Source organism: Sinorhizobium sp. RAC02, assembly GCF_001713395.1.
Lineage (GTDB): Bacteria > Pseudomonadota > Alphaproteobacteria > Rhizobiales > Rhizobiaceae > Shinella.
The window spans coordinates 506,346-531,880 of sequence record NZ_CP016450.1 but is presented as its reverse complement, the minus strand read 5'-3'; the positions used below and the strand labels follow the sequence as shown (position 1 = coordinate 531,880).

At 63.3% G+C, this 25,535-nt stretch carries 23 protein-coding genes; 7 read left to right on the top strand and 16 right to left on the bottom strand.

Annotated elements, in window-relative coordinates; all coding sequences use genetic code 11:
• Positions 1-46: 46 nt before the first annotated feature.
• The 5 genes from BSY16_RS02520 to BSY16_RS02500 form a co-directional block, all read right to left on the bottom strand.
• Positions 47-2,407 (bottom strand): cellulose biosynthesis cyclic di-GMP-binding regulatory protein BcsB, encoded by a 2,361-nt coding sequence (locus BSY16_RS02520; protein ID WP_069058211.1) that lies wholly within the window; start codon positions 2,405-2,407, stop codon positions 47-49.
• Positions 2,407-4,575 carry a UDP-forming cellulose synthase catalytic subunit gene (bcsA, locus tag BSY16_RS02515; RefSeq protein WP_069058210.1) on the bottom strand — a complete coding sequence of 723 codons (2,169 nt, stop codon included), beginning with the start codon at positions 4,573-4,575 and terminating at the stop codon, positions 2,407-2,409. Before bcsA ends, BSY16_RS02520 begins: the two co-directional genes overlap by 1 nt.
• Before the next feature lie 85 nt (positions 4,576-4,660).
• The gene (gene bcsN, locus BSY16_RS02510; protein WP_150129852.1) at positions 4,661-5,701 is read right to left on the bottom strand and encodes a cellulose biosynthesis protein BcsN; all 1,041 of its coding nucleotides are present in this window, start codon (positions 5,699-5,701) and stop codon (positions 4,661-4,663) included.
• Positions 5,677-6,456, bottom strand: coding sequence for a LytR/AlgR family response regulator transcription factor (locus BSY16_RS02505; protein ID WP_069058209.1), 780 nt, complete (start codon positions 6,454-6,456; stop codon positions 5,677-5,679). Before BSY16_RS02505 ends, bcsN begins: the two co-directional genes overlap by 25 nt.
• On the bottom strand, positions 6,453-7,562 hold the full coding sequence (locus BSY16_RS02500) for a sensor histidine kinase (protein ID WP_069058208.1): 1,110 nt from the start codon (positions 7,560-7,562) through the stop codon (positions 6,453-6,455). Before BSY16_RS02500 ends, BSY16_RS02505 begins: the two co-directional genes overlap by 4 nt.
• Before the next feature lie 275 nt (positions 7,563-7,837).
• On the opposite strand from BSY16_RS02500, the gene BSY16_RS02495 reads away from it, so the two are divergent.
• Entirely contained in the window at positions 7,838-9,907 is a 2,070-nt protein-coding gene (locus BSY16_RS02495) for a pre-peptidase C-terminal domain-containing protein (RefSeq protein WP_069058207.1), read from the top strand.
• Between the two features lie 123 nt (positions 9,908-10,030).
• On the opposite strand, the gene BSY16_RS02490 is transcribed toward BSY16_RS02495, so the two are convergent.
• The 7 genes from BSY16_RS02490 to BSY16_RS02460 all read right to left on the bottom strand — a co-directional run bounded on the left by BSY16_RS02490 (position 10,031) and on the right by BSY16_RS02460 (position 17,671).
• Complete coding sequence (locus BSY16_RS02490) at positions 10,031-10,516, bottom strand: GlcG/HbpS family heme-binding protein (protein WP_069058206.1); 486 nt, start codon at positions 10,514-10,516, stop codon at positions 10,031-10,033.
• Between the two features lie 108 nt (positions 10,517-10,624).
• Positions 10,625-11,221, bottom strand: coding sequence for a response regulator transcription factor (locus BSY16_RS02485; protein ID WP_069058205.1), 597 nt, complete (start codon positions 11,219-11,221; stop codon positions 10,625-10,627).
• Positions 11,218-12,846 (bottom strand): sensor histidine kinase, encoded by a 1,629-nt coding sequence (locus BSY16_RS02480; protein ID WP_150129851.1) that lies wholly within the window; start codon positions 12,844-12,846, stop codon positions 11,218-11,220. The genes BSY16_RS02485 and BSY16_RS02480 overlap by 4 nt, the downstream gene beginning before the upstream one ends.
• A 36-nt stretch (positions 12,847-12,882) precedes the next feature.
• The gene (locus BSY16_RS02475) at positions 12,883-14,328 is read right to left on the bottom strand and encodes an amidohydrolase family protein (RefSeq protein WP_069058203.1); all 1,446 of its coding nucleotides are present in this window, start codon (positions 14,326-14,328) and stop codon (positions 12,883-12,885) included.
• Positions 14,321-15,415, bottom strand: coding sequence for an amino acid ABC transporter permease (locus BSY16_RS02470; protein ID WP_083242812.1), 1,095 nt, complete (start codon positions 15,413-15,415; stop codon positions 14,321-14,323). The genes BSY16_RS02475 and BSY16_RS02470 overlap by 8 nt, the downstream gene beginning before the upstream one ends.
• A 1-nt stretch (position 15,416) precedes the next feature.
• Complete coding sequence (locus tag BSY16_RS02465) at positions 15,417-16,565, bottom strand: amino acid ABC transporter permease (protein WP_069058202.1); 1,149 nt, start codon at positions 16,563-16,565, stop codon at positions 15,417-15,419.
• Positions 16,566-16,651: 86 nt separating this feature from the next.
• Complete coding sequence (locus tag BSY16_RS02460; RefSeq protein ID WP_069058201.1) at positions 16,652-17,671, bottom strand: amino acid ABC transporter substrate-binding protein; 1,020 nt, start codon at positions 17,669-17,671, stop codon at positions 16,652-16,654.
• Positions 17,672-18,145: 474 nt separating this feature from the next.
• On the opposite strand from BSY16_RS02460, the gene BSY16_RS02455 reads away from it, so the two are divergent.
• The 3 genes from BSY16_RS02455 (at position 18,146) to BSY16_RS02445 (ending at position 19,586) form a co-directional block, all read left to right on the top strand.
• Positions 18,146-19,027, top strand: coding sequence for a helix-turn-helix transcriptional regulator (locus BSY16_RS02455; protein WP_069058200.1), 882 nt, complete (start codon positions 18,146-18,148; stop codon positions 19,025-19,027).
• Positions 19,028-19,153: 126 nt separating this feature from the next.
• Positions 19,154-19,351: a hypothetical protein gene (locus BSY16_RS02450; RefSeq protein WP_069058199.1), complete on the top strand. Its 198-nt coding sequence runs from the start codon at positions 19,154-19,156 to the stop codon at positions 19,349-19,351.
• A gap of 10 nt (positions 19,352-19,361) precedes the next feature.
• Positions 19,362-19,586 (top strand): hypothetical protein, encoded by a 225-nt coding sequence (locus BSY16_RS02445; RefSeq protein WP_069058198.1) that lies wholly within the window; start codon positions 19,362-19,364, stop codon positions 19,584-19,586.
• Positions 19,587-19,686: 100 nt separating this feature from the next.
• Here BSY16_RS02445 and BSY16_RS02440 read toward each other — a convergent pair whose 3' ends face one another.
• Together BSY16_RS02440 and BSY16_RS02435 are read right to left on the bottom strand one after the other, a co-directional pair.
• Positions 19,687-20,901: an MFS transporter gene (locus BSY16_RS02440; protein WP_069058197.1), complete on the bottom strand. Its 1,215-nt coding sequence runs from the start codon at positions 20,899-20,901 to the stop codon at positions 19,687-19,689.
• A gap of 48 nt (positions 20,902-20,949) precedes the next feature.
• On the bottom strand, positions 20,950-21,648 hold the full coding sequence (locus BSY16_RS02435; protein WP_083242958.1) for a DUF899 domain-containing protein: 699 nt from the start codon (positions 21,646-21,648) through the stop codon (positions 20,950-20,952).
• 84 nt (positions 21,649-21,732) lie between these two features.
• Between BSY16_RS02435 and BSY16_RS02430 the strand changes: the two genes are divergently transcribed.
• Positions 21,733-22,953, top strand: coding sequence for an ATP-binding protein (locus tag BSY16_RS02430; protein WP_069058195.1), 1,221 nt, complete (start codon positions 21,733-21,735; stop codon positions 22,951-22,953).
• Positions 22,954-22,986: 33 nt separating this feature from the next.
• Positions 22,987-23,619, top strand: a complete 633-nt coding sequence (locus BSY16_RS02425) for a Vgb family protein (protein ID WP_069058194.1) — start codon at positions 22,987-22,989, stop codon at positions 23,617-23,619.
• A 3-nt stretch (positions 23,620-23,622) separates the two neighbouring features.
• On the opposite strand, the gene BSY16_RS02420 is transcribed toward BSY16_RS02425, so the two are convergent.
• On the bottom strand, positions 23,623-24,483 hold the full coding sequence (locus BSY16_RS02420; protein ID WP_069058193.1) for an urea carboxylase-associated family protein: 861 nt from the start codon (positions 24,481-24,483) through the stop codon (positions 23,623-23,625).
• Between the two features lie 155 nt (positions 24,484-24,638).
• Positions 24,639-25,121, bottom strand: coding sequence for an Lrp/AsnC family transcriptional regulator (locus tag BSY16_RS02415; RefSeq protein ID WP_069058192.1), 483 nt, complete (start codon positions 25,119-25,121; stop codon positions 24,639-24,641).
• 171 nt (positions 25,122-25,292) lie between these two features.
• On the opposite strand from BSY16_RS02415, the gene BSY16_RS02410 reads away from it, so the two are divergent.
• Positions 25,293-25,499, top strand: coding sequence for a hypothetical protein (locus tag BSY16_RS02410; RefSeq protein WP_150129850.1), 207 nt, complete (start codon positions 25,293-25,295; stop codon positions 25,497-25,499).
• The last annotated feature ends 36 nt before the right edge of the window (positions 25,500-25,535 follow it).

Sequence of the window (25,535 nt, the reverse complement as noted above, 5' to 3'; positions counted from 1 at the left end):
GCCCTGATAAAAGCGCGATAGGGTTAACCGCCGGTAAACAAGCCGATCAGGATTCTCGTCCGAAGCGCCGCAAAAGCCCCGACGTGGCGATACCGAGCAGGATCGACAGGACACAGAACACCGCCGCATAGGCGAGAATGTTGGAGGAGAGCCAGTTCGCGGCGACAAGCCGCATGTTGGCAAAACTCCAGGGCTGGGTGGCGACGAATCGGGTGCGGCTTACCGCCCGCGTGTCCAGCGCTTCCGAGCTCTTGCTGTCCAGGCTGACATGACCGTCGAGCTGCTGCCAGCGAAGATCCTGCGCCACCGCGGCCATGCCGGCCTCAAGATCCGCACCGGTCGGCGCTGACAGCACCGTCCAGGTCGCCGTACGCTCGGGACTGTCGCCCTGCGCAATGAAGAAGCGTGCGGTATCGTCGGGCTCGATCGGCGCCTCCTCGCCCGGCAGCAGGCGAAGCGAGGAAATCGAAATGTCGAGCGTCTCCTGCAGCCAGGTTTCGAGCGCGGTAATCTGTCCGTTCCACGAGCCTTCCCGCACCCGTGATTGCCACGAATCGAACGTCTCCCGTGTCGCTTCCTTGCGCCCCTCGCCCGCGACCTGCGCCCCCCAGGAAGAGGCGCTTTCGGCGGCGATATGGGTCTGGCTAAGCACCAGCGGCGGAAGCTGGGAAATGGTGCCGATCAGGACGGCGTTGCGTTCGCCGATCGCCAGTGCCGACGCTTCCGGCCGGACCAGCAGCGTGCGCCCGCTCGCAACCGCCATCTTGCCGAGGAAGGTGGCGCCCGTCGACAGCGTCGCGGCGTCGAGGCGATCGAGATAGAGCGCGGTCGGATCGGCCTGGCCATTGTAGGGAAAGCCGGTTCCCGAAAGTGCGGCGAGGTTCGGCAATTGCCCGATGCGGGCAAAGCGCGGCGTCCGGAACTCTGACGTATCGAAAAGCGCAAAGCGCGGCTCCGCCAGCGCGCTGGCGCCGGGCGCGCAGACCGTGTCCGCCTGGGTCATAAGAACCGCCTCGATATCGATACGATTCGGCCCTGGCCGGAAATGCCGCATGGTCACGCGGATCGGCAGGTGGCGGAAGATACCGCCATTGCGGTTGGTGATCGGCACCGTCGAGGCGATGTTGCCATTGACATAGATGTCCACATGGCTGCCGGGCAGCACCTCTGGCGAATAGGCCGCATCGAGCAGCAGCGTCGCCTCGCCATAGGCGTCGGCGTAGAAATCCGATGGAATGCCGAGATCGAAACCGGTGCGGAAACGGCGCCCGCTGAATTCGCTGGTGCGCGCGCCGAAGGAGGCCAGCGTGCGCGTGGTGGCACCGGTCAGGAGCGGCATCTCACTGGCATTGCGCTGACGCACGCTCAAGGCTTCGCGCGAAACGCCGAGCGGGCGGTCGATCGGCGAGACCATTCCCTCCACCGCCCCTTCGATCGATGGCCAGTCGGGGCCGCTGACGACGAAGACCTTGCGGTCGCCGGCCGGTGCATCCACGAAGGTGGCGACGGCCGATGTCCGTGCCGTGGCAGGCAGGCCCGGCAGAAGGGGGGCGAGATCGCCGGCCGTGCCGACCAGCACCGTCAGTTCGCCGGCGGCGGCCGTCGCCGGCAGTGCATTGACGACGGCAAACGTCTGGTTCGGCATCTTTGCCATCAGCGCCAGGCCCTGGCTGAGACGCATCAACGCATTGGTGCTGGCGGGCTGGCCCATTTCCGGCACGACCATGACAAATTTCGTTTGCCCGGTCGGGCCGAGGCCGATGGCGGCGATATCGTCCGTCGTCAGCAACCGGCCACTGGTGTCCGCCGGCACGGTGAGATAGGTGCGCGCGGGATCGAGCGCCGTCCACAGGTCATAGGTGGAGCGGATCGTGCAGTCGGTGCGATGACGGTGGATGGCGTTGAAGCTGACCCGGTTGACACCCGGCCGCAGCAAGCCGGGCGGAAGGTCGAAGCGGACATCCTTCGTCCCCTCCGCCGATTGCACCGGCATTTCCCCCACCATGACGTCGTTGACGATGACGGTGAGCCTGGAGGATTCCGGCGCGATCACGACGGCGTTGGAGTAGCCGAGGCTGATCGACGTCGCGCCGGCCGCCTGTTGCGGGGTGAGGAAGACCGGGAAGGACTGGCCGGCCGTTTCGCCTTCGAGAAGCAGCGACTGCGCGGGAATGATGTAACGTCGGGTGGCAAGGTCGGGCGTAGCCGCCTTCTTTTCCGGCACCTGCACGTCCTTGGCGACATCCTTCGCCGTGACACCGGCACCACCTTGCTCCGGCGTCTTTTCAACGCTCGGGCCGCGCTCCCCCGACATGTCGAAGGGCGTCGATCCCTCCTGTGCGAAGGCGACCGAGACGGCAAGAGAAAGGGCGAGGCCGAAGAGCACGGCCTTTGCGCTCACGGACATCACGCCGCCTCCCCCTTGCGCCCGCCTCGCATGCTGCGCACCAGATAGAGAAGCCCGCGGCTGGTCTGGAAGACTGCGATGCCGAGAAACCACAGCGAACCGCGGAAGAGGCCGGGATTGTAGCGCCGCGACACCTGGAAATCGCTCCACTGGTTGGAATTCGCAAAAATCAGGTCGGCAACGAGCGAATGGTGCCGCGCAGCCTGCGGCATGAAGCGGCAGCCGACGGCGACGACACTGCCAAGCGCCTCGACATTGCGCACATCGACCGGCAGCGCCTCTTCGTGTTCGGAGCCATAGGGCGTGAAGCGGAGGAAACAGTTTTCACCGACCGCGATGTCCGGCTCCAGCCCGAAGACCTGCGCGCGCGCGCCATTGGCCGAGACATTTTCCAATGTCGAAGGATATTCGCGCTCGCCGGCCACGAAGGTGCAGCGGCGCTTGACCGTCACGCGTCGGCTGGATGCTTTCTCGCTGCGCTCCGAGACGACGCCGAGGGCACAGCCCGCAATGATGAGGTTCAGCAGGTTCCAGCCGCCGACGACGAAGGTGACGTCCGCCTTGTACGGCTCGGAATAGAAACGGTAGATGCTCATCAGGAAGGCGATGAACAGAATGCCGAAGATGACGAAGAACGGTCGGCTGATCTCCGACAGGCGCGCCACCTTGATCGACTCGTCCTTCGCCGTGACCTTGAAGGTCGGCTTGGTCGGATTGAGCATGACCGAGACGACGGCCGGCAACAGGTGCACGCTCTGCACATATTCGTAGAGCTCGGAAATCCATGGCCAGCGGAACGAGCCGTAGAGATAGTTCTGCATCATCAGGTTCACGAGCATGTAGGCGAGCGTGTAACCGAGGAACTCGCCGCCCGACGCCGTGAAGATTTCCAGATCGAAAAACAGGTAGAAGAGCGGCGCGAACAGGAAGATCGTGCGCGGGAACGGAAACAGCCAGAACAGCATCGACGACATGTAGCAGAGCCGCTGAGGCAGCGAGAGCCCGCGCTTGAACAGCGGGAAACGGAAACGCAGGATCTGCATCATGCCCTGCGCCCAGCGGCTGCGCTGGCCGATGAAGCTGGCGAAGGTCGCGGGCTGCAGGCCGGCGATCAACGGCTTGTCGACATAGACGCTGTTCCAGCCGCGGGAATGCAGCGCCAGCGCCGTTTCGCAGTCCTCGGTGATCGAAAGACCGCTGAAGCCGCCGGCCTCGTTCAGCGCGCGGCGGCTGAGCAAAGCGGCCGAACCGCAGAAAAAGGCAGCATTCCACTTGTCGAGGCCGCGCTGGATGATGCCGTAGAACATTTCGTTCTCGCTTGGCATCGTCTCGAACGTACGCAGATTGCGCTCCAGCGGATCCGGGTTCAGGAAGAAATGCGGCGTCTGGACGAGGAACAATTTGGGATCATCGGCATAATAGCCGACCGTTTCACGCAGGAAATCCCGCGCCGGGGCGTGGTCCGCATCGAACACGGCGATCAGCTCGCCCGTCGAATGCTGCATGCCGTTGTTCATGTTGCCGGCCTTGGCATGCTCATTGCGGGCGCGGGTGAGATAGTTGACGTCGAGGTCACGGCACAGCGCCTGAAGCTCCCGGTGACGGGCGGTCGCCGTCTGCGCCTCGATCACCGCGGCCGCATTGCGCTTCTGCTCCGTGCCGCCGTCGTCGAGCAGCCAGATCGTCAGCTTGTCCGCCGGATAGTCCATCGCCTTGGCAGCGGCGAGCGTGTTGGCGAGAAGGGCCGTATCCTCGTTGTAGCTCGGCACGAAGACATCGACCGAGGGAAGCGGCCCCTCGCCTGCTGCCCGGCTTTTGCGCGGCGGCAGCGGCATCGCGACCACGAAGAGGCTGAGCGCCAGCATCATTACGCTGTACATTTCGGCGAGGTAGAGCAGGAAACCGGGAATGAAGTTTTCGAGTTGGTTCAACGGCGGCAGCGTGCTGGTGGTGCGCCAATAGACGTAGCGCAGCACGACAGCCGTGCCGAAGGCGAGCGCAATCAGCCGCCAGATGCCCTCGGCGCGCAGCACCTTGATCACCGCCATGAAGGTGACAACCGCAATGCTGGCAATGAGCTGCGTCTGCAAATTGATCGGCAGGGTGATCACAAGGATCACGAGGGCGGAGACAAGCGCCCAAAGAATGATCGTACCGGTATGTCTCATATGCCGTCCTTCGCCGTCATAGCGCCTGTCCGGAACCTTACGCACCATTATGTTAAGCAAAAATTAGGGCGCCGCGCCCAAAAAATCAATTACAGGTTGCCGATCCGGATGCATCAGCAACACAAACGGGTGACGGCACGACCACTGCTTCATCCCCCGTCACTGCTGTGCCGCCGGATGGCGAGGGAACCAGAACGGCCTTGTCCGTATCGATTGTGTCCACCGCCCGCACAGGCTTTTCTTCCGGCAACCGCCGTTCCCTGACACTGCGCTGCGGCGTCTCCACGCGCACGGCGACCGGAACCTTGCGGTCCTCGACAGCAACCCGCAGCGGTTCTCCGCCGCCGATCTGGCGATCGACTGAAGCCGGCGTGCCATAGGGGTTCCAGGTCTTGCCGGCAAAGCCGCCGACGATGGTGTAGCCATACATCAGTTCGACCAGGTCTTTTTCCGAAGCGCCCGACTGGCAGACCCTCAGACGAATCTGAAGTTTCCCGGAACTGTTCATCCGGTTGCGTTCCGCCTCGTCCGAGCGGACCTGCTGCCAGCCGTAGAGGCAGCCGTCATCGCCGGCCCCGCGCCCGTAGGCATAGCCGAACGGTCCGTAGCTGTTGCGCACGAAATTGGACGAGATCGCAACCGGACGCCCCCCGAAATAGCGCCGGATTTCCGACCGGATCGCCGAATGCGAGACCGGTTTGAAGGCAAGCGTACCGCCCGGCATCGCCACCGTCTCCGCCGGGCCGAAGGCCTGGATGCTCAGGAAATTCTGCCCCGATGTCGCCGCCGACGTGGAAAGCGCGACCTGCTGCTCGATCGCGTTGGTGTATTGGCGCTGGATCACGTTGACGATCGACAGCGTCCCCGGCGCGGGAAGCACCAGGGCGCTGGTAGCCGGAACCGTCGTGGACTGTGTCGCAACGCCGACACCCGGCCGTGCTGCACAGCCGCCGGCCAATGCCGCTGCCGCGGTCGCTGCAACAAGGGCCGCCCTACGGAACGCCCTGCCGCCACGATCAAAAAAACGAATCGCCGCCGAATCATCCATACAGCACTCATATTTCGCACTGGCGCGAATAGGAATGCCCAGAAATAACGAGTCTACGGCGCCACCAGCTTCATGCAAGACAGATAGCTGCGACCGATGCGCACCTCACTGCCGTCTCGAAGCTCCGCCGCCCATGCTCCGTGCCGCCCTCGGCGAAACCCCTTGATCGCCTCTGTGCGCAGGATCGTGCTGCGATGCACGCGGATGAACTGCTCCGCCGGCAACCGGCTTTCGAGCGATGCCAGCGTCTCGTCGAGCAGGTAGGTCTCGCCATCCGCATAGATACGGGCGTAGTCCCGCTCCGCATCGATGCGCGTTACACCGGCGGCAGCCACACGCACCAGCCGACCGCGCGAGCGTACCCAGAACGGCGGCAGGCCATTCTGTTCTTGCCGCACCGCTTGGCGAAGTGCCTCGAACGCCGCCGTCATCTCCGTCAGCCGCTCCGCCGCATTGCGCGTTGCAACGCGTTGCCGGACACGCGTGAGCGCCGCGGCAAGGCGGCCCTCCTCCACCGGCTTCGTCAGATAATCCACCGCATCGGCGGAGAAGGCGGGCAGCGCATAATGGTCGTAAGCCGTGACGAAGACGATGGCCGGAGCATTGTCCCTGAGTGCATCGGCAACGTCGAAACCATCGCCGCCGGGCATCTGAACGTCGAGAAGCAGAAGATCCGGCGCATGCTCGCGCGCCGCATCTATCGCAGCGGTGACATCACCCGCTTGCGCGACCACACGCACGCCGCCGATCGATGTCAGCAGGCGTGAAAGACGCCGCCGCGCGATCGGCTCGTCATCGACGACGATCGCCGTCAAATCTATAATTTCCGTCATGAACGCACCAGCGGCAGGATCAGTGAAACAGCGAAGCGGCCCGGCCGGACATAGCCGCTCGAAAGCGTGGCGCCTTCCGAAAAATGGGTTGCCATACGGTCGGCAACATTCCTGAGCCCTATGCCCATGCCGGGCGGCAGTGTTCCCTTCATGTCCAAGGGCACGTCATTCTCGACCGTCAGGGCAAGGGCTCCGTCCTTTACCTCGGCGCGTAGCGCGATCTCCACCGCGCCGCGTGTCGCACCGACACCGTACTTTACCGCATTCTCGAAGATCGGCTGAAGAATGAGTGGCGGGACACGAGCACTCCGCGCCGCGTCATCCACCGAGAACACGACGTTCATGCGATCGGAAAAGCGCGTGCTTTCCACTGCCAGATAATCCGATTGCAAGGCCAGCTCCTCGTGCAGCGGAATGTCCTGCGTCGGATCAAGCGACAGGGTCTTGCGCAGGAAGCCGGAGAGCTGAAGCACCATAGCGCGCGCATTGATATTGGCGCCCTCCTCGATGAGCCCGGCCATCGAATTCAGGGTATTGAACAGGAAATGTGGATTGACCTGATAGGCAAGCGCGCGCATCTGCGCCGACAGGGCCTCCTCCCGCAGCGCCGCCATCCGGCGTTCGCCTTCGGCAAGCGCAAAACTGTAGCTGAGCGCGAGATAGAGGCAGCACCAGCCGAAGAACAGCGACATGCCGAAAATCAGCCCGAAGGCGAACTCGCGCGGGTCTAAAAGCGCCGGCTCCGGATAGACGCAAACAACATAGATAAGGAAATCGATGCCCGCCGAAATCGGCGTGGCGAGCAGGGAAAGGCCGAAGGCAGCCACAGCCTGCTGCCACAAGGGCCGGGCGAGCGTCCGTTTCAACAACCAGGTCATCCCGATAGTGAGCAACAGCGCAAAAGCGATCGACGCAAGCTTGCCCGGCGCCGATTCAACCGGATCGGTTCCGGCAATGGCCCACAACACGCTGGTCGACACGAATACGGCGGCCCAATAGGCGGCGGCAAGCTTGCGAATGGCCGCGCGCTGCTCCGCCCGCCCCCTTTCTCGTCCCTTGTCGCCCCGTGCTACCAGACCGAAGCCGGCCTCGGTCAGACTGGCCATTTCCTACCTCGCATTCAACCGCATCCTGACGGGACTATTTCTCGCAATGGCCCGACTGTCGATAGACGTTCGTCGTCACCAGGACGCCATTCGCAGAAAATCACTCACTTCATTAACCTCCCCGTGCTCTGTGCCAAGCGCGGCGGGAACGATCGAGATTCGGCGACCAGCAAGTTTTTTGTGCGGTCGACGATTGATCCTGCCGTGCCGCGCGCGGGTTTTGCCGTCCGCCGCAGCCAACAGAATCCCGTATCGATTTCGAGGAGTTCATTCCTATGTCCAGCATTCCCGGCAACACATCGACGAACGCAACCATCATCAAGGGCCAGACCATCAAGAACGCCCTGACATCGGCCGGTGACGCCGACTGGTTCAAGGCCGCCTTTTCCGCAGGGCTCGACTACGGCTTCCGCCTTTCCGGCGACGGTTCCGGCTCCACCCTGCCCGACCCAGACCTCTATCTCTACGACGCCAACGGTAACTACCTTGAAGGCGAAACGAACTACTCCTCCAGCAGCATGACGATCAGCTTCTCGGCGCTTGCCGGCGGCACCTATTTCGTCGGCGTCAAGGACAATGGCGACGACTTCGGCAACTATATCCTCACCTGGCTTGGCAACGACACGATCCGCCGCGACGTCAACACCACCTCTACCCTTTCCCAGGGGCAGACGATCAAGAGCGCGGTGGACGTTGCCGGTGATTCCGACTGGTTCAAGATCAGCCTCAAGGCCGGTCTCGACTATGGCTTCGCCGTATCGGGCGACGGTAGCGGCTCCTCGCTGCCGGACACGGACCTGTTCCTGCGCGACGCCAACGGCAACTGGCTTGCCGGCGAAACGAACTACAGCAGCAGCAGCTATACCATCGCCTATGCGGCTAGCCAGACCGGCGTCTACTTCCTCGACGTCAAGGACAACGGCAACGACGTCGGCAACTATAACCTGAGCTGGGTCGGTGCCGACACCATCCTGCGCAACACATCGACCACCGCCGTGCTCGGCACCGGCAAGAGCATCGCGAGCGCCGTGGACGTGCGAGGCGATTCCGACTGGTTCAAGGTCAGCCTCAAGGCCGGCATCAGCTACGCCTTCACCGTCACCGGCAGCGGCGCAGGCGGCCTCCCGGACGGCGACATCTTCGTGCGTGATGCCAACGGCACCTATCTGGCGGGCGAGACCAACTACTCGTCCGCAACGGGCCTCGTCACCTTCACGCCCTCCGCCGGCGGCACCTACTTCATCGAAGTAAAGGACAATGCCAGCGACATCGGCAAGTACATCGTCGCCAATCCTAGCCTCGACACCGTCTTCAACAACACGAAGACGACGAGCAGCCTGCTCGTCGGCAGAAGCTTGAGCGGTAAGATCGACGTTCAGGCGGACAGCGACTGGTACGGCTTCTCCGTCAAGGCAGGGGTTACCTACAAGTTCACCGCGAGCGGAACCGGCAGCGATGCCGCCAGCGGCCTCAAACTTGTTCTGCGCGATGCAAACGGTGATGTGATTTCCTCGGACTCGGACACGTCCGCGGTCATCGAGTTCACGGCAAGCAACACCGGAAAGGTCTTCCTCGACATCGCCGGCTACTCGTCCTCGGTCAAGGGCTCGTTCAAGATCTCCGCCGTATCCAACGACGCCCTGCTCAAGGGCACCTCGGCAGCCGATAGCATCATGGGCGGTGACAACAATACGACGATCTATGGCTATGCCGGAAATGACAAGTTGAGTGGCGGTGGCGGCAATGACGTGCTGGTCGGCGGCACTGGCGCCGATGGGCTTTCTGGTGGGACCGGCATGGACATCGCTTCGTACAAGGATGCGACGTCCGGCGTCGTGGCCAGCCTGGCAAATCCGTCGCTCAACAGCGGCGAAGCGAAGGGCGACACCTATTATTCCATCGAGGGTCTTGGCGGCTCGGCGCATGCAGACATCCTTGTCGGCGACAACGGTGCGAACCTGCTGAGTGGCGCCGCCGGCAATGACAAGCTCTATGGCGCGGGCGGGGCCGACAGGCTCTATGGTGGCTCCGGTGCGGATATTTTCATGTTCAAGAGCTACAAGGACAGCATCCTTACCGCACAGGACATGGTCTACGACTTTTCGCAAAGCCAGGGCGACAAGATCGACCTTTCTAGCATCGACGCCCGCACAACGACCGCCGGCGACCAAGCCTTCACTTTCATTGGCGAGAAGGCCTTCAGTAACAAGGCAGGCGAACTGCGCTATATCAACCAAAAGGGCGATACCTACCTTTATGGTGATATCAACGGTGACGGAAAGTTCGATCTCGCCATCCGTTTTGACAACAACATCGAGTTCACCAAGGGCGATTTCTTCCTCTGAGCCGAGGAAGCGGGCGGCGCAAGCCGCCCGTTCTCCCCGACATCGCCACGCAAGTGGCCAAGACATCAAAAAAGCCCCGGCATCGCTCGACGCCGGGGCTTTAGATTCCTGTTGTCGTTCGACTTACTTCAGCTTGGCGCTGACGGCGTCGATGCCGGCGCGGGCGCATTCGTCGTCGATGTCGCCGCTCGGTGCGCCGCCGACGCCGATGGCGCCGATGGTTTCTTCACCGGCCTTTACCGGAACACCGCCGGCGAGGACGAGCAGGCCTTCGATCGACACGAGCTGGGCAGCAGCCGGGTTCTTGCCGACGTTTTCAGCGATCTTCTGGGTCGGCGTGCGGAAGGAAGCGGCCGTGAACGCCTTGCGGACGGCGCTGTCGAGGGTATGCGGGCCGGCGCGGTCAGCGCGCAGAACGACGCGGGTGACGCCGGCGCGGTCGACGACAGCGACCGTCACGTTGAATTTCTTGGCGGCACAAGCCTTGACGGCAGCGTCAGCGGCTTCGACTGCGATGTCGAGCGGCATGTTGCGCTCGGTGAGAACGTCAGCCTGGGCAGCGCCGGCAAGGGCGAGAGCGGCAAAGGCAGTGGCAACGAACGTCTTCATGTCTATCTCCATCTGGGGCCGCTCGGTCTCGTTGGCGGCGACGGCCCTCTTTTCGGAGATTTCCGCCCGATGCGGTATCGGTGGACGGACGGAGCGGGGTCCGTAGGACTACGGAGCCTGCCCGATGAGCGCGAGCCGCGCGAACTCCGCCACCGAGGTCGTGCCGAGTTTCTGGGCGATGTTCGCCCGGTGCGTATCCACTGTACGGGGCGAGAGCTGCAGCGTTTCGGCAATTTCCCGTGTCGACCAGCCGCGCCCGACCATGTCCAGCACCTCGCGTTCGCGATCGGTAAGCTGGGCAACGAGTTGCGCCGCCTCCGCCCGCTCCGCTTGCTGATCCAGCGCGCTAGAGGCCTGTTGCAGCGCCTCGATCAGCACCTGCTCGTCGATCGGCTTCGTCAGGAAGTCGACGACGCCCGCCTTGAACGCCCGGCGACAGGCGTGCACGTCGCCATGCCCCGTGCAGATGATCGTCGGCCAGTCGCAGCCGATCGCGCCGAGCTTTTCATGCAATTGCAAGCCGGTGATCGCCGGCATGCGCAGATCCAAAAGAAGCACCCCCGGCTTGAGTTTCGGCGCCCGCGCCAGAAAAGCGGTTGGATCGCCGAACGTTTCGATGCGAATGCCGTAGGTGCCGAGCAACAGCGACAATGCGCTGCGCACCCCCTCGTCGTCATCGACCAGATAGACCGGCGCCATCGTCATTCCGCTGCTTCCTCTCGTCTTTCCGTTTCCCGCGCCGCCGGCAGCCGCACAGTGAAGACCGCGCCACCCGCTGCCCCGTTCTCCCCTGCAATGCTGCCGTCGAAGCGCTCGACGATGCTCTCGCACAGGCTCAACCCCAGCCCCATGCCGTCCGGCTTGCTGGAGAAGAACGGTTCGAACAGCCGCGGCAGGATGTCGGAGGGAATACCGATTCCATTGTCGGAGACAATGATCTCGAAACTTTCCGCCGGCCCCGGTTTCAACGAGACCAGAACCCGGCCATCTGTCCTGCCGGCCTGCTCCACCGCATCGGCGGCGTTGCGGATGAGATTGTGGATCACCTGCTCGATCTCCACCGGATCGATCCGTGCCAGCGCCGGCGCCTCGGGCAATTCGACGTCAAGCACGATGCCACGCCGATCGAGGTCGATGCGCGACAATGCCACAATATCGGAGACGTGACGGCCAAGATCATGCACGCCCGCCTCCAGGGCGCTCTTGCCGACATAGGCACGCAGCCGCACGAGAATATCGGCAGCGCGCTTGGCCTGAAGCACGTTGGCGGCGAGCACGCTATCGATTGGCGTATCCTGCAAGCCGCTCGCCGCCGCGATGCGCCGTCCCGCCTGGCTCTGGCTGAGCAATGCCGTCAGCGGCTGGGTCAGTTCATGGGCGATGCCGGAGGCCATTTCGCCCATGCTGTTGATGCGCAGCGCATGGGCAAGCTTCGTTTCGTGCTGGCGCAGCGCCTCCCGCCGGGACGCGGCCTCCGCCACCTCCCGGGCAAGGGCCGCATCCTGCCGATGCCGCAGCAGCGAGCGCACGAGCACGAGACCGGCAAGCGAGATCGCGGCAAACAGGGCGAAAGGCAGCGGAGGAAGAAGCTGCGGCAACGTGACCTGCCGCGCCAAGGAAAGCCGCAACGGTTGCGTGGCGCTCGCGACCGGCGCTTCGAAACGAACGGTGCGGGCGAGAAATGAGGATGCCGCCGGCTGTCTTGCACCGACCTCCAGCAACAATCCCTTTGACGTCGAAAGCACCAGCGCGGCCCAGCGCGGCAATTCTTCACCCTCGACGAGTTTTGCGCCGTCGATATCGAGGCTGACCGCCATCGTATCGTTCATGCGTTTCATGAGACGATAGTGGCCGGGCTTGTCATCGGGACCATAGGCCGCCTTGCCGGATGCAAGTCCCACGACGGCGCGAGCAACCTCCGCCGGATCCACCGTCGAACCGTCGGCGGATGTCGCCGAACTCACCACGCTCGCCTCCTCGCCCGGCGACAGGCGGATAAGATCGATGGCGACGATGCGCGGATAGAACCGCAGGATCGATCGCGCGACAAGGTCGAAGTCCTGCGACGGCTGCGCTTGCGCGAGGCCAAGGGCGCTCAGGCTCGTCAGATGGGCATCATGCTGGGCAACGCGCTGGGAAATCGCGCGTTGCAGCGACCGACCGCTTTCCGACACCTCATGCTCCAGCAGCTGCCGGTGGCTTGTCGCCGAATAAAGACCGAAGGCTATAAGCAGCAGCAGCCAGCCGCCGGCAAGAGCGGCTGGGGAGCGAAGAAAGGTCAGGCGTCGATGCATCGAAGGTGAAGCCGGGTCGAGGGTCGGGGTGAGCATCATAGGACTTCCCCAACCCCTTGGCGATCCGCAGCATCACGGATGCGGCAGCACCGGCAAGGAGAGCGGCGCCAGCTCGGATGCCGATCGCCCACGCGGATCGTTCGCCTGCAGGCGACGCACCGCAAAGTCCTGCACCGCCTGCAATTCCGCCAGCGCACCGTCATAGTCGACGCGGGTCGGCCGGTCGTTCTCCATGACACAGGCGCCATCGACATAGACGGCCGCGACCGCGCGCTCGGCGGCACAGTGCAACAGGTTGCGCAAGGGATCGTAGACCGGCTGCATGCCGGGATGCTTCAGGTCGATCAGCGAGAAATCCGCCTTGGCGCCCTTGGTTATGCGGCCAATGTCGCTGCGGCCGAGCGCCTTTGCCCCGGCGAGTGTCGCCACCTCGAAGACATCGGCCGTCGAGACGTCGAACACCGTGCCACCGGCAGTGCGGGCATTGATCAGCGCCGTCCGCATCTCCTCCAGCATATTGAAGGGATAGCTGTCGGTGCCAAGCGCCACGTTCACGCCGCTGCGGCGATAGCGACCGACCGATTGCAGCACCATGCCGCTCCGCGCGAAAGTGACGGGGCAATGGGCAACGCTCGTCCGGCTGTCGGCAAGACGGTCGAGATCGTCAGCCGTGCGTTGGCGCGTCCAGCTGTGGCTGTCGATAAAGATGCAATGGCCGAGGATGAGGTCCGGGCCGAGAAGCCCAAGCTTTTCGAGATATTGCACGGCGGTGAGCCCGTGGCGGCGCAACAGTTCCTCATGCTCGGCCATGGTCTGGGCGGCATGAATGGTGATCGGTACCTTGCGGCCGCGCGCAGCCTCCGCCGCCTCCTGCAACAGCTCCGGCGAGCAGGTCTCGACCTGCGCTGGGGCGACGATGCCGCCGAGCCGGCCGCAGGGATGCGCTTCGGCGGCATCGACCGTTTCCAGCGCGCGCGCAAAAGCCTCGCGGCCGCGCGCTTCGTTCCAGCGGAAATCCAGCCGGTGGCTGTTTTCGACATGCCAGGCAGCCTCGCGGAAACCGGGAGCGACATAGGCGCGCGCACCGCTTTGCGCCAGCGTCGGCAGCCAGCATTCGTGCGGGCCGGCAATGTCGACGAAAGTGGTGACGCCGCTGCGCAGCAGGTCGCCGAGCATGACGGTAAGGGCCGCCTTCACCGCGTCGTCGCTGATCTCGATGAGTGTGGAATACTCGTACATCGCCTGGCCCCAGAGGGCGGCGGTGCCTTGGTCCTCGAACAGGCTTTTCGAGATTGGCTCCTCGCCGGAATGGCAATGCACGTTGACGAAACCCGGTAGGACCATGCGGTCGCGGCCGGAGATTTCCTGCGCGAGCGGGCCGTCATAGCGTTTGCCGACGTGCAGGAAACCGCTTTCATCGAAGGCGACGTCGGCATCGTTGAGATAGGCATGGCCGCCACTCGCCGCATCGTAAACGACGACGGTGTGGGCGTTTCGGATGACGCTGACGTCAGGCATGGGTCGTCCTGAAATGTTTTTCAAGGAAGCGGCTGTAGGCGCCCATCAGGGCACTGAAGGTGAAGTAGACCGCGGCGGCGACGAGGTAACCTTCGAGCACGGCGATGCCTTGCCATTCCGGATCGCGAATGGCGGACCGCACGGTATCGAGGAAATCGACGAGGCCGACGATGGTGACGAGCGTCGTATCCTGGAAGAAGCCGATGAACAGGCCGACCATCGGCGGAATGACCTTCTTCAGCGCCTGCGGCAGCACGATCTTGCGCATCACCTGCCAGTAGTGCAGCCCGAGCGACTTGCCGGCCTCGTATTGGCCAGCCGGCACGTCCTGCAGGCCGCCGCGCACGATTTCGGCGATGTAGGCGGAGGCGAAGAGGATGATCGCCACCTGCGCGCGGATCAATTTGTCGATGGTCACGCCATCCGGCATGAACAGCGGCAGCATGACCGTCGCCATGAAGAGAATGCTGATCAGCGGCACGCCGCGCACGATTTCGATGAAGCCGACGGCCAGAACCCGGATCGCCGGCAGGTTGGAAGCGCGCGCCAGCGCCAGCACGATGCCGAGCGGCATGGCGAGCGTCAGCCCGATGAACGAGAGCAGGAAGGACAGCGGCAGGCCGCCCCAACTCGTCGTCGCCACCGGCGTGAGTCCGAAAACGCCGCCCGCCATGAGGATATAGAGCACCGGCAGGATGACGATGATCCAGACGAGGAGCAGGTTCCGGCTCCAGAAACGCGGCACCATGGAAAAACCGCAGGCGCTAAAGAGCAGCAGGAGGGCCAGCAGCGGCCGCCATTGCTCCTCATAGGGATAGAAGCCGAAGACCATGTAGCGCAGTTTTTGCGCCACGAAGGGCCAGCACGCACCACTTGCAGCCTTGCAGGCTTCGCCCGCACCGGAAAACACCGCATCGACGACCAGCCAGCCGAAAGCCAGTTTGGCGATGAAGAGGATGCCGGCAATCGACAGGAGACTGACGATCGTGTTGCCGGGCGTGCCGAAATAGGCGGAGAGTTTGCCGAAACGCTGGGCAGTCGGCGCCGGCTGCGGCGGAGCCAGAGCAAGCATTTGGACGTCGGCCATATCAGCGCTCCTTCAGCGCGACATGCGCATTGTACCAGTTCATCACGAGCGAGATGGTGATCGACAGCGCGAGGTAGACGCCCATGAAGATCGCAATCGTCTCGATTGCCTGGCCGGTCTGGTTCATCACGGTGTTGGACACCATGACGAGGTCCGGATAGCCGATGGCAATCGCCAGCGAACTGTTCTTGAAGACGGTGAGATAGGTGTTGGTGAGCGGCGGGATGATGATGCGCAACGCCTGCGGCAGCACGACGAGGCGCATGGTCTTGCCACGCGCAAGGCCGAGTGCGGCGGATGCCTCCCACTGCCCTTTGTCGACGGCCTGGATGCCGGCGCGCACGATTTCCGCGACATTGGCCGAAACGCTGAGCGCCAAGCCGAAGAGCAGTGCCACGAATTCAGGCCGCACATGCAAGCCGCCCGTCAGGCGGAACTTGCCGGCGGTCGGGAAATCCCAGTCGACAGCGAAGCCACCGGTGAACCAAAGCAGGAGTACGGGTGCAAGAAACACGGCAATCGCGATCAGGCCGCCATGGTTCGACTGGCCGGTCGCAATACGCTTGCGCGTCGCCATCGTGCGGATGAAAAGTGCGACGGCAGCGCCGCCGACAAGGCAGGCGAACAGCGCGGCACCACCGCTCTGCACGACGGCCGCCGGAACGACGAGGCCACTGTTGGAGAGGTAGACGCCCGGCAGAAGGTTCAGCGCCTGCTTGACCGGCGGCAGGATCAGGATGATCAGCGAATACCAGAGGAAGAGATAGAGCAGCAGCGGCACGTTGCGCAAAAGCTCGACATAGATGAGCGCAAGACGGGCCAGCAGCGGATTGCGCGACATACGCGCGATGCCCACCGCAAGGCCGAGCAAGGTGCCGAAGAAGGCCGCGAGCAGCGAGACCTTCACCGTATTGGCGATGCCGACGAGGATCGCCCGACCGACCGTATCAGTCGCTTCGAAGGCGATGGCCGCCTCGGTGATGACGAAGCCGGCAGGTCGCGTCAGGAAATCGAAGCCGGTCGCGATGTTCTGCTTGGCAAGGTTGCCGCTCGCCGTCGCAAACATCGTCCAGCCGATGAGGACGACGAAGCCGACCGCGACGACTTGATAAAAATAGGCGCGAAAGCGCATGTCATGCAGGAAAGCCATGAATCCTCGCCGCCAGACTTGGGAAAGAAATGGGCGCGCGCACCGCCATGCGCGCGCCCGGGACGATCGCTAAAAGGAGAAAGCGATCAGCGGATCGGCGGCGAGTAGATCATGCCGCCTGCGTTCCAAAGCGCATTCGGGCCGCGCGTCAGGCCGAGCTTGGTGCCCTCGCCCACGTTGCGCTCGAACACTTCGCCGTAATTGCCGACGCTCTTGATGACGTTGTAGCCCCACTTGTTGTCGAGGCCGAGCATCTTGCCGAGCTCTTCCGTGGCGCCCAGCATGCGCTGCACGTCGGGATCTTCACTCTTCAGCTTCTCGTCGACATTCGCCTGGGTGATGCCCTTCTCTTCAGCGGCCATCAGCATCCAGACCGACCAGGAAACGATGTCGCCCCACTGGGAATCGTTCTGGCGGAAGGCCGGTGCGAGCGGCTCCTTGGAGATCGTCTCCGGCAGCACGATGTAGTCAGCCGGGTTGTTGGCGACGGCGCGGATCGAGGCGAGGTCCGAACGGTCCGAAGTGATCGCCTCGCAACGACCGGAATAGAAGGCAGCGCGGTTTTCGTCCGGGCTTTCGAAGACGACGAGTTCGAACTTGCCGTTGATGGCGCGGAAGAAGTCAGAAATGTTCTGCGCCGTCGTGGTACCCGGCAGGGTGCAGATCGCGGCTTCCGTCAGTTCCTTGGCGCTCGAGACACCGAGCGACTTCGGCACCATCAGGCCCTGGCCGTCATAAAACACCGTCGGGCCGAAATCGAGGCCAAGCGATGCATCGCGCGAGAAGGTGTGGGTCGTCTGGCGCGACAGAACGTCGATCTCGCCGGACTGCAGCGCCTGGAAGCGCGTGTTGATGTTGGTCGGGACGAACTCGACCTTGTCGCCATCACCGAACACGGCGGCAGCGATCGAACGGCAGATATCGGCGTCAAAGCCCTGCATGCGGCCCTTGTCGTCGGGTGCTGCAAAACCCGGCGTCGCAAGCGAAACGCCGCAGACCAGCTTGCCGCGCGCCTTGACGGTTTCCAGCGTGCTCGCTGCCGAAGCCTGGCCGGCCATCGTCAAGCCCAGTGCGGCCGCGCAGATCGAAAGAAGTGCCTGTTTCATGCTTCCCCTCCCATGGGTGTTGTTGGATGCAGACGACATGCCGCCCTCCAGCAGCCGCCACCTCAGCGCGATCTTTCAGACCGCAATAATTGTGTACAATGCAAAAATTAGATCATCAACAGTTCATGATATAGAATGTCGACAATCCAGCAAAAACTCCAATGTGCAATGAACATGAGCCTATGTTGGGCAGGCATCAACCAGCCTCCATGCCGCAGGCTGACGTTATAAATGTCCGCCGAACGCAAGTTCGGCTCGGCAAAACACGGCGACTTCAACTGCTCGTATGCAATCTACGTCGGACACACGAATGCCGCCCGGAGACGGCTTCCCCCTGTCGGGCACTCGATTCCGTATGGTGATCGCAGATCGTGCAATATGCCTCTTCCGTATTTCCTGGCGGCGCGCGACAATCGCAAACCGCGCATGAAGTTGGGGCGGCGAGGATGGAGCCCCATCGGCCACGGAGAAGGCATGACTGTCGAAACACGAAACGGGGATGAGCAGGTCGCGGCGATTGCGGATCTCGCCATGGCGCTGCTGGACGGCATCGGCCGACTGGACTTTCAGGAGCGCATCATGAATGCCCTGAAACAGCAGATCGCCTTCGACGCCAGCCTCGTGCTGCTGTACCGCCGCGGCATCGCACCCAAAATCCTGTTCAACGACTGGCGTACCGACCGCGGCCTTTCCAATATCCAGCAATATCTGCAGGGCTATTATCGGCTTGACCCCTTCTACCGCCTGACGCTGGAAGAGGGCATCGACGGTGTGCACCAGCTGAGCCAGCTCGACAGCGGCTTCGGTGACAGCGACTACTACCGCGAATTCTATCAATATTCGGGCATGCAGGACGAGATCAACGTGCTCGTCAGCCTTGATGCGGACACCAAGTTCGCCATCTCGCTTGCCCGGCGCAATGCGCGGCCGGGCTTCAGGAGCCCGGACCTGGCATTTCTGCGCACCGCGACACCTCTCCTGGTGAAGGCGATCGTCCGGCACTACCGCGATCTCCGCCCCGGGGGCCAGGAAGGCGAAGCGCTCCTGCAAAGCGCGCTGGCGCAGGCGGTGCGCAATTTTGGCCGCAGCGTTCTGACAAACCGTGAATGTCAGGTCGTGCAACTGATCCTGCGCGGTCACGCGGCGAAGGAGATCGCGGCAAAACTCGGCATCGCACCGACAACCGTGAAGCTGCATCGTCGCAATCTCTACGCAAAACTGGACGTCACCTCGCAGGCCACCCTGTTCTCCCTGTTCCTCGACGCTGTCTGCTCGGCGGAAAACGCCTTCGACGATCCGCTTGCCGGCTATCTCACGCGTCGCGCCAAGCTGACAGGCGACATGCTGCACGCCTGACAATACCTTTCATCCCCGGGTGTCGCCGGACGGGAGCGGTCCGCCCGAACCTTTCCAAAATTCGTTGGGAACAATCGCCGCCCCTGCCGGTTGAGGCACCGTCAACGACATTGGGCGTGATTGCAGATGCAGGACCAATCCAAGCTTTTCCCTGACCATAGAAGGCTGTCGGGGGAGCGTTATACAGTGGAAGCCTTCCGCCGGGCCTACGACCTGTCGCAGCAGGAAGCCAAGCGCCTTTTCGACAAGTTCGGCCCTTCCAAGCGCGAGCTGGATCTTCTCATGCGCGCGCGCCGGAACCCCGGGCAGTTCTTGAACTTTTGAGGAGTCGACCATGACGATCGAAAAACCGAAGCCCGGTGCTCCCGGCAGCATGGAACAGCCGCCCGGTCGCGATGGCCCAGGAGCCAACCGCAGCCGCCTGCCCGCCAACGACGACCCCGACGCGATAGATAAGACGAGGGACGACGAGCAGCTGAGCGAGGAAGAGAAAATCAAGCGGGAGCAGGCAACGAATCCCGCCCTGATGCCGATAGGCGACCCCGCCGGAGCAGCTTGACCACAACCTTTTCCGCCATGCCGGCTCACGGTCGACATGGCGGGAAGAGGACGAGGCGATCGGCTATGCGGTGACTGCCTCCTTTGTCACGTCCCTTCCTTCAAGCAACCGCCAGCGCTTCCCGCGCCTTCGGCACCGGCTTGAACGTCATGGCGATCAGGAAGGCGCCGATGCCGATGCCCGCGGAGCCGGCATAGAGCCACGTATAGCTGGCGAAGGTATCGTAGATCAGCCCGCCGGCGACAGGACCCAGCGCCATGCCGAGGCTTCCCGCCATGGCAGTTCCGCCGATAACCGTGCCCATCAACCGCAGCGGAAAGTTTTCCCGCGCAATCACCGCGTAGAGCGGCATGACGCCGGCATAGATGAAGCCGAAGATCGCGGCGACGACGTAGAACGAGGCGAGCCCGCCGGCAAAGACATAGGCGAGCGCGCCAAAAGCCTGCGCGAGCAGACCGAGCACCAGGATGTGCTTGGCGCCGAACCGGTCGCCTAGGATGCCGAACGCGATACGGCCGCCCATGCCGGCGAGGCCCTCGACACTGTAGATCGAGACCGCCGCGATCATCGGGATGCCGCAGGTGATGGCGTAGCTCACCGTGTGGAAGATCGGCCCCGAATGGGTGGCGCAGCAGAAGAAGTTCGTCAGGCACAGGATAATGAACTGCGGTGATTTCATCACGTCGCGCGTCGTCATGCCTTCTTGCGCCTCATCCATCTCTGCAAGGCCTTCACCGCCCGCCTCCAGTGCCGGCGGGCGCCGGATCAAGAACGTCGTCGGGATCATCACCACAGCGACGACGACCGCGATGATCTGCATCGAGGTTCGCCAGTCATGCAGGGAAACCAGCCAGGCAGCGAAGGGTGCCATGGTCATCGGCGCCATGCCCATGCCCGCCGAAACCAGCGACACGGCGAGGCTGCGATGCGTGTCGAACCAGCCCGTCACGCAGGCCATCATCGGCGCGAAGACCGCTGCCGCCGCCACGCCCACAAGCAGGCCAAAGACGAACTGAAAGGCGACCAAAGACGTCGCGATGCTGGCAAGCCCAAGGCTCGCCGCCAGAAGCACCGAGCCGGCCAGCACCACCGGCCGCGGTCCCACGCGGTCGGAAAGCCCGCCCCAGAACATGCTGGCGAAGGCCATGGCGAGGAAGCCGATGGTCATGGCGGTGGAAACGCCGGTCACCGACCAGCCGGTATCCTTGGCGATCGGCAGCAGGAAGACCGGCAGCGAAAACATCGCGCCGATGGCGATGCAGCCGAGCAGGCCGCCCGCAGCGACGATCACCCAGCGATAATGCGTATGGATCATTGTCATCTCCTTCGCGGCCGGCCGATTTTGGCCTGAGCCGCCCCAAAATCAATACTGATCGTGCCGCTTCACCCATTCCATCGGATAGCGAAGGCCGTCCTCGTCGCGGCCCTTCGGCACGAGGTCGAGGAAGTGATAGGCACCGTTCACCATCTCGACACCGCGTGCGTAGCAGGAATAGGTGTGGTACACCTCGCCCGGCCCGCTCCTGTAAAAGACGCTGACGCCGACCATTTCCGACATCGTGTTCGAACGAATCTGAAAATTGTAGGTGGCGCGGCCGTCTGCGAGCTCCTCCGCTGTGGCGGAAGCCTGGTAATCGAAGTTGAAATCACTGCCGCCCGACGACACCCAGGGGAAACTCCAGCCCATGCGTTGCCGATAGGCCTCGATCTTTTCGAATGGCGCACGCGAGATCGCTTTGAAGGTCACGTCGCGCTGGGCAAGATGGATCGGGATGCCGTTGAAATTGTCCGCCCAGAAGGAGCAATGCGTGCAGCCCTCCTGCCAGTCGGGACCGAGCATGAAGTGATAGACGAGGAGCTGTGAGCGCCCCTCGAACAGCTCTTCCAGCGATTGCCGGCCGTTCGGCCCCTGGAATTCGTAGTGTTTCTCCACCCGTTCCCAGGGCATCGCCATGCGGCGGCGGGTCAGCGCCTCGCGCTTTCGGGTGAATTCCTTCTCTTCGGCGAGCAGGTCAAGGCGGGCCTTCAGCCAGTCCTCGTGCGAAACGACTTGATTGCGCATCACGAACATCCTTTCTTGTTTCGATGAACCAAGAATAGGCGCCGGGTCCGGGAGCGTGGGAGTTACAAGTGTGACGGGAAAACCATGGACTCGATGATCACGGCCGCTGCCCGCGCCCTTGCCACCGGCGATCCGCTCGGCGCGCTGAACCGCGTGGCGCTACGCGACGATGCCCCGGCGCTGGCGTTGCGCGGCATCGCAATGGCACAGCTTGGCGATCTCGACCGGGCGAAAGTCCTGCTGAAAAGTGCGGCCAGTGCCTTCGGCCCACGCGAGGCCGTGGCGCGTGCGCGTTGCGTCGTTGCCGAAGCCGAGATTGCCCTCGTCTCACGCGATCTGACCTGGCCAGTGAAGGCGCTTGCCGCGGCCGGCGCGACACTGACGGCACATGGCGACTGGCTGAATGCGGCACACGCCCGCACCCTTGCTATCCGCCGCCTGCTCTTGATCGGCCGGCTGGACGATGCCGCAACCTTGCTCGCTGACGTCGATCCCGCCACCCTGCCCCCGCCACTGCGCGCCGCCCATGAATTGGCGGCGGCCGGCATTGCGATCCGCCGGTTGCGCATGGCGACCGCGCGCGATGCCTTTCAACGCGCCATCGAGGCCGCCCGGCAGGCACGCATCCCGGCCCTCATCGAAGAAGTGCAGGCCGACGCCGCGATCCTGCAAAAACCGGCAGCGCGCCTGATTGCGAACGGTGCGGAACGCTCGCTGCTTCCGGATGAAGTCGAGGCGCTACTGGCCACGGACAGTCTGGTCGTCGACGCCTGCCGCCATGTCCTGCGCTGTGGAGAGACCAAGCTGTCGCTGGCGACGCGACCCATCCTCTTCTCCCTGCTGCGCACGCTCGCCGAAGCCTTTCCGCACGATGCCAGCCGGGAAACCCTGCTGCTTCGCGCCTTCCGCGCCAGACATGCCGATGAATCGCATCGCGCCCGCCTGCGCGTGGAAATGGGCCGGCTGCGTGCCGAACTGGCTTCCCTGGCAGACATCACCGCCACCAGGGACGGCTTCCTGCTGGCGCCGCGCGATGGCCAACCGGTCGCCGTGCTCGCGCCCCCGCTCGATGAACCGCATGCCGACGTGCTGGCGCTCTTTGCCGATGGGGAAGCGTGGTCCAGTTCGGCGCTCGCCATCGCGCTCGGCAGCAGCGCCCGCACGGTACAGCGCGCACTCGAACAGCTTTCCGCAGCGGGAAAGGTGCAGTCGATCGGCCGCGGGCGCACCCAGCGCTGGCTGACGCCGACGCCCGGTGCTTTCTCGACACTCTTGTTACTCCCGGGTCCGCTGCCAGGCGGTTAACATCGGGTCATCAACAATCCAAAGGAGATGACGATGACGACGTCCCAGGCAGATATCATCCGCGAATACGGCCCCTTCCCCGGTGGCGAACCCGTCCACGGCGTGACCTATGACGGCAAGAACGTCTGGTTCGCCTCCGGCGACAAGGTCAATGCAGTCGACCCGGACGATGGCAAATTGTTGCGTTCAATCGACGTCGCCGCCCATGCCGGCACCGCCTATGACGGTCGCCACCTCTTCCAGATCGCCGAAGACCGCATCCGCAAGATCGATCCCGCCTCCGGCAGCGTGCTCGCCACCATTCCCGCTCCCGGCAACGGCGGTGACTCCGGCCTTACCTGGGCGGAGGGCTTTCTCTGGGTCGGCGAATATCGCAGCAAGCAGATCCACCAGATCGAACCAGAAACGGGCAAGGTCGTCCGCAGCATCCAGAGCAACCGCATGGTGACGGGCGTAACCTGGGTGGATGGCGAACTCTGGCACGGCACGTGGGAAGGCGAGGAAAGCGACCTTCGTCGTCTCGACCCGGAAACCGGTGCCGTGCTCGACACCATCGTCATGCCCGAAGGAACCGGTGTGTCCGGTCTCGAATCCGATGGCGCCGATCGCTTCTTCTGCGGCGGCGGGAGCAGCGGAAAGATCCGCGCCGTCCGCCGCCCGCGTTAAGCGCTACAGACCATGGGTGCCGTCGTAGCCGTTGACCGGCGGCGGCGCCCAGCCTTCGGGCAGGCCCTTTGCCTTGTAGATTTCGACGACCATCGGATAGCACTTCGCCGTATCGGAAGAGTGCTGCGCCGAACAATCCCCGCCCGGGCAGGCCGACATGCAGCCGAGAAGGTCGATCTCAGCAAAGAATTCCAGATAGTCGCCCGGCCGCACCGGGCTCGCCTTCATGAAATACTGCCCCGTATCGCGGGTGAAGCCGGTGCACATGAAGACGTTCAGCACGTCGTGCACATAGGGCTCCGCCTCGCGCAGCGGCATGCCGGTTTTTCCGGCAAAGGCGCGCGTCAGGTTCGAGTGGCAGCAGTGGTGGTACTGTCCGCCGTTGCTCAAGAGATTGTGCGTATAGGGATCGCACCGCGTGCCGATCACGTCATGCACCGACCCGCCGAAGTCGTCGAAACCATACCAGTCCAGCGTGTCGTGCGTGATGGTGGCGATGGGGCGCAGATACGGGAAATTGGAAAACAGCTGGTCGCCGAGGCCGACATGGGTGCCGTTCAGCGCGCGCGTCTTGCCGGTGAACAGCCGTTCCTTGAGGTCGTTCGCGTTGAACAGGTTGAGGTCGCCGACCTGCGGCCCCTCGCTGGAGACGATGCGGCAGAAATGCCCTGCCGGCACCGACCAGGTCGCCGCTTCGCGCGGCGGCACGACGACGGTTTCGACCAGTTCCAGATCGTCTCGCAAGGCGCGATAGGTCGAAAGATCCGGACGCGGCAATGTTTCGACCGGGTAGCAGACCACCGGCGCGATCGCCTTGCGGGCAGCGGCATCAGCCGGTGCGGTCGTTATCGGACGAGGCTTCATGGCAATTCCCCCTTTTGCTACCCGTCTGCCGCCGGAAATCGCCCTCCGGGCAAACGAAAACTTGTTGAATGACAATATTAGTATTGTTCAACAAGATCGATTTCAAGCGGGAAGACGACAGCCGCGGGCTTGGGCACGACACCACGACCGGAAGGTCAGCCGCGCTCCTTTACCGTCTCCATCGCCACGTTGGTCGATGTGCTTGCGACATAGGGCAGGTTGGAAATCCGCTCTCCGAGAACCAGCCGGTATTTCTTGATGTCACGCGTGCGGATCTTCAGGAGATAATCGAAGCGGCCGGCGATCATGTGGCACTCCTCCACCTCCTTGATCTTCCGCACCGCCGCGTTGAAACTGTTGAGCGCGTCTTCCTGCGTGTTGGTGAGTTTCACCTCGGCGAAGGCGATGTGGTCGAGGTTCATCTTGGCCGGATTGAGGATCGCCTTGAACCCCTGGATGAAGCCCTCCGTGATCAAGCGCTTGAACCGGTTCTGGCATGGCGTTTTCGACAGGCCGACCTTCTCCGCCAACTCTGCCACGGAGATGCGGCCGTTCTCGGCGAGTTCCTCGAGGATTTTTCGATCGAACGCGTCTAATGACCCATTAATCTGCACTATATCGGGCAAATCACCCTCCATCTGAAAAAAATAGACCCATATAGCCTAACACGGGACGATATGAAGTCCATTCGCTTTCAGGGCTCGTGATATTGTTCCGCACAGTTTCCAGGAACGATTGCACGATACCCGGCCGCCTCTGGCGTGACCGGGCGCAGGCAATGTTCCGGCGCCAGACGACAGGGGATATTGGTGCAAGACAACAGCTTCGATGATAGCATGCCGCCGGACCTCATCAGCCACTACAAGCCGCTCGCCATTCCGGCTCTCGTCGCGGCCTGCAGCATCAAACCAGAGCGGTCCGTCCGCGCGGAACCCAGCCTTCAGGTCCGCCAAGCGTCGCAGTTTCATGACGTCCCGGACGATCGGGACGAGCCGGCCACCGCCTTCGTTCGTTGACCCTATCCGATACCCCGCAAGCCACTGAACCGCTTC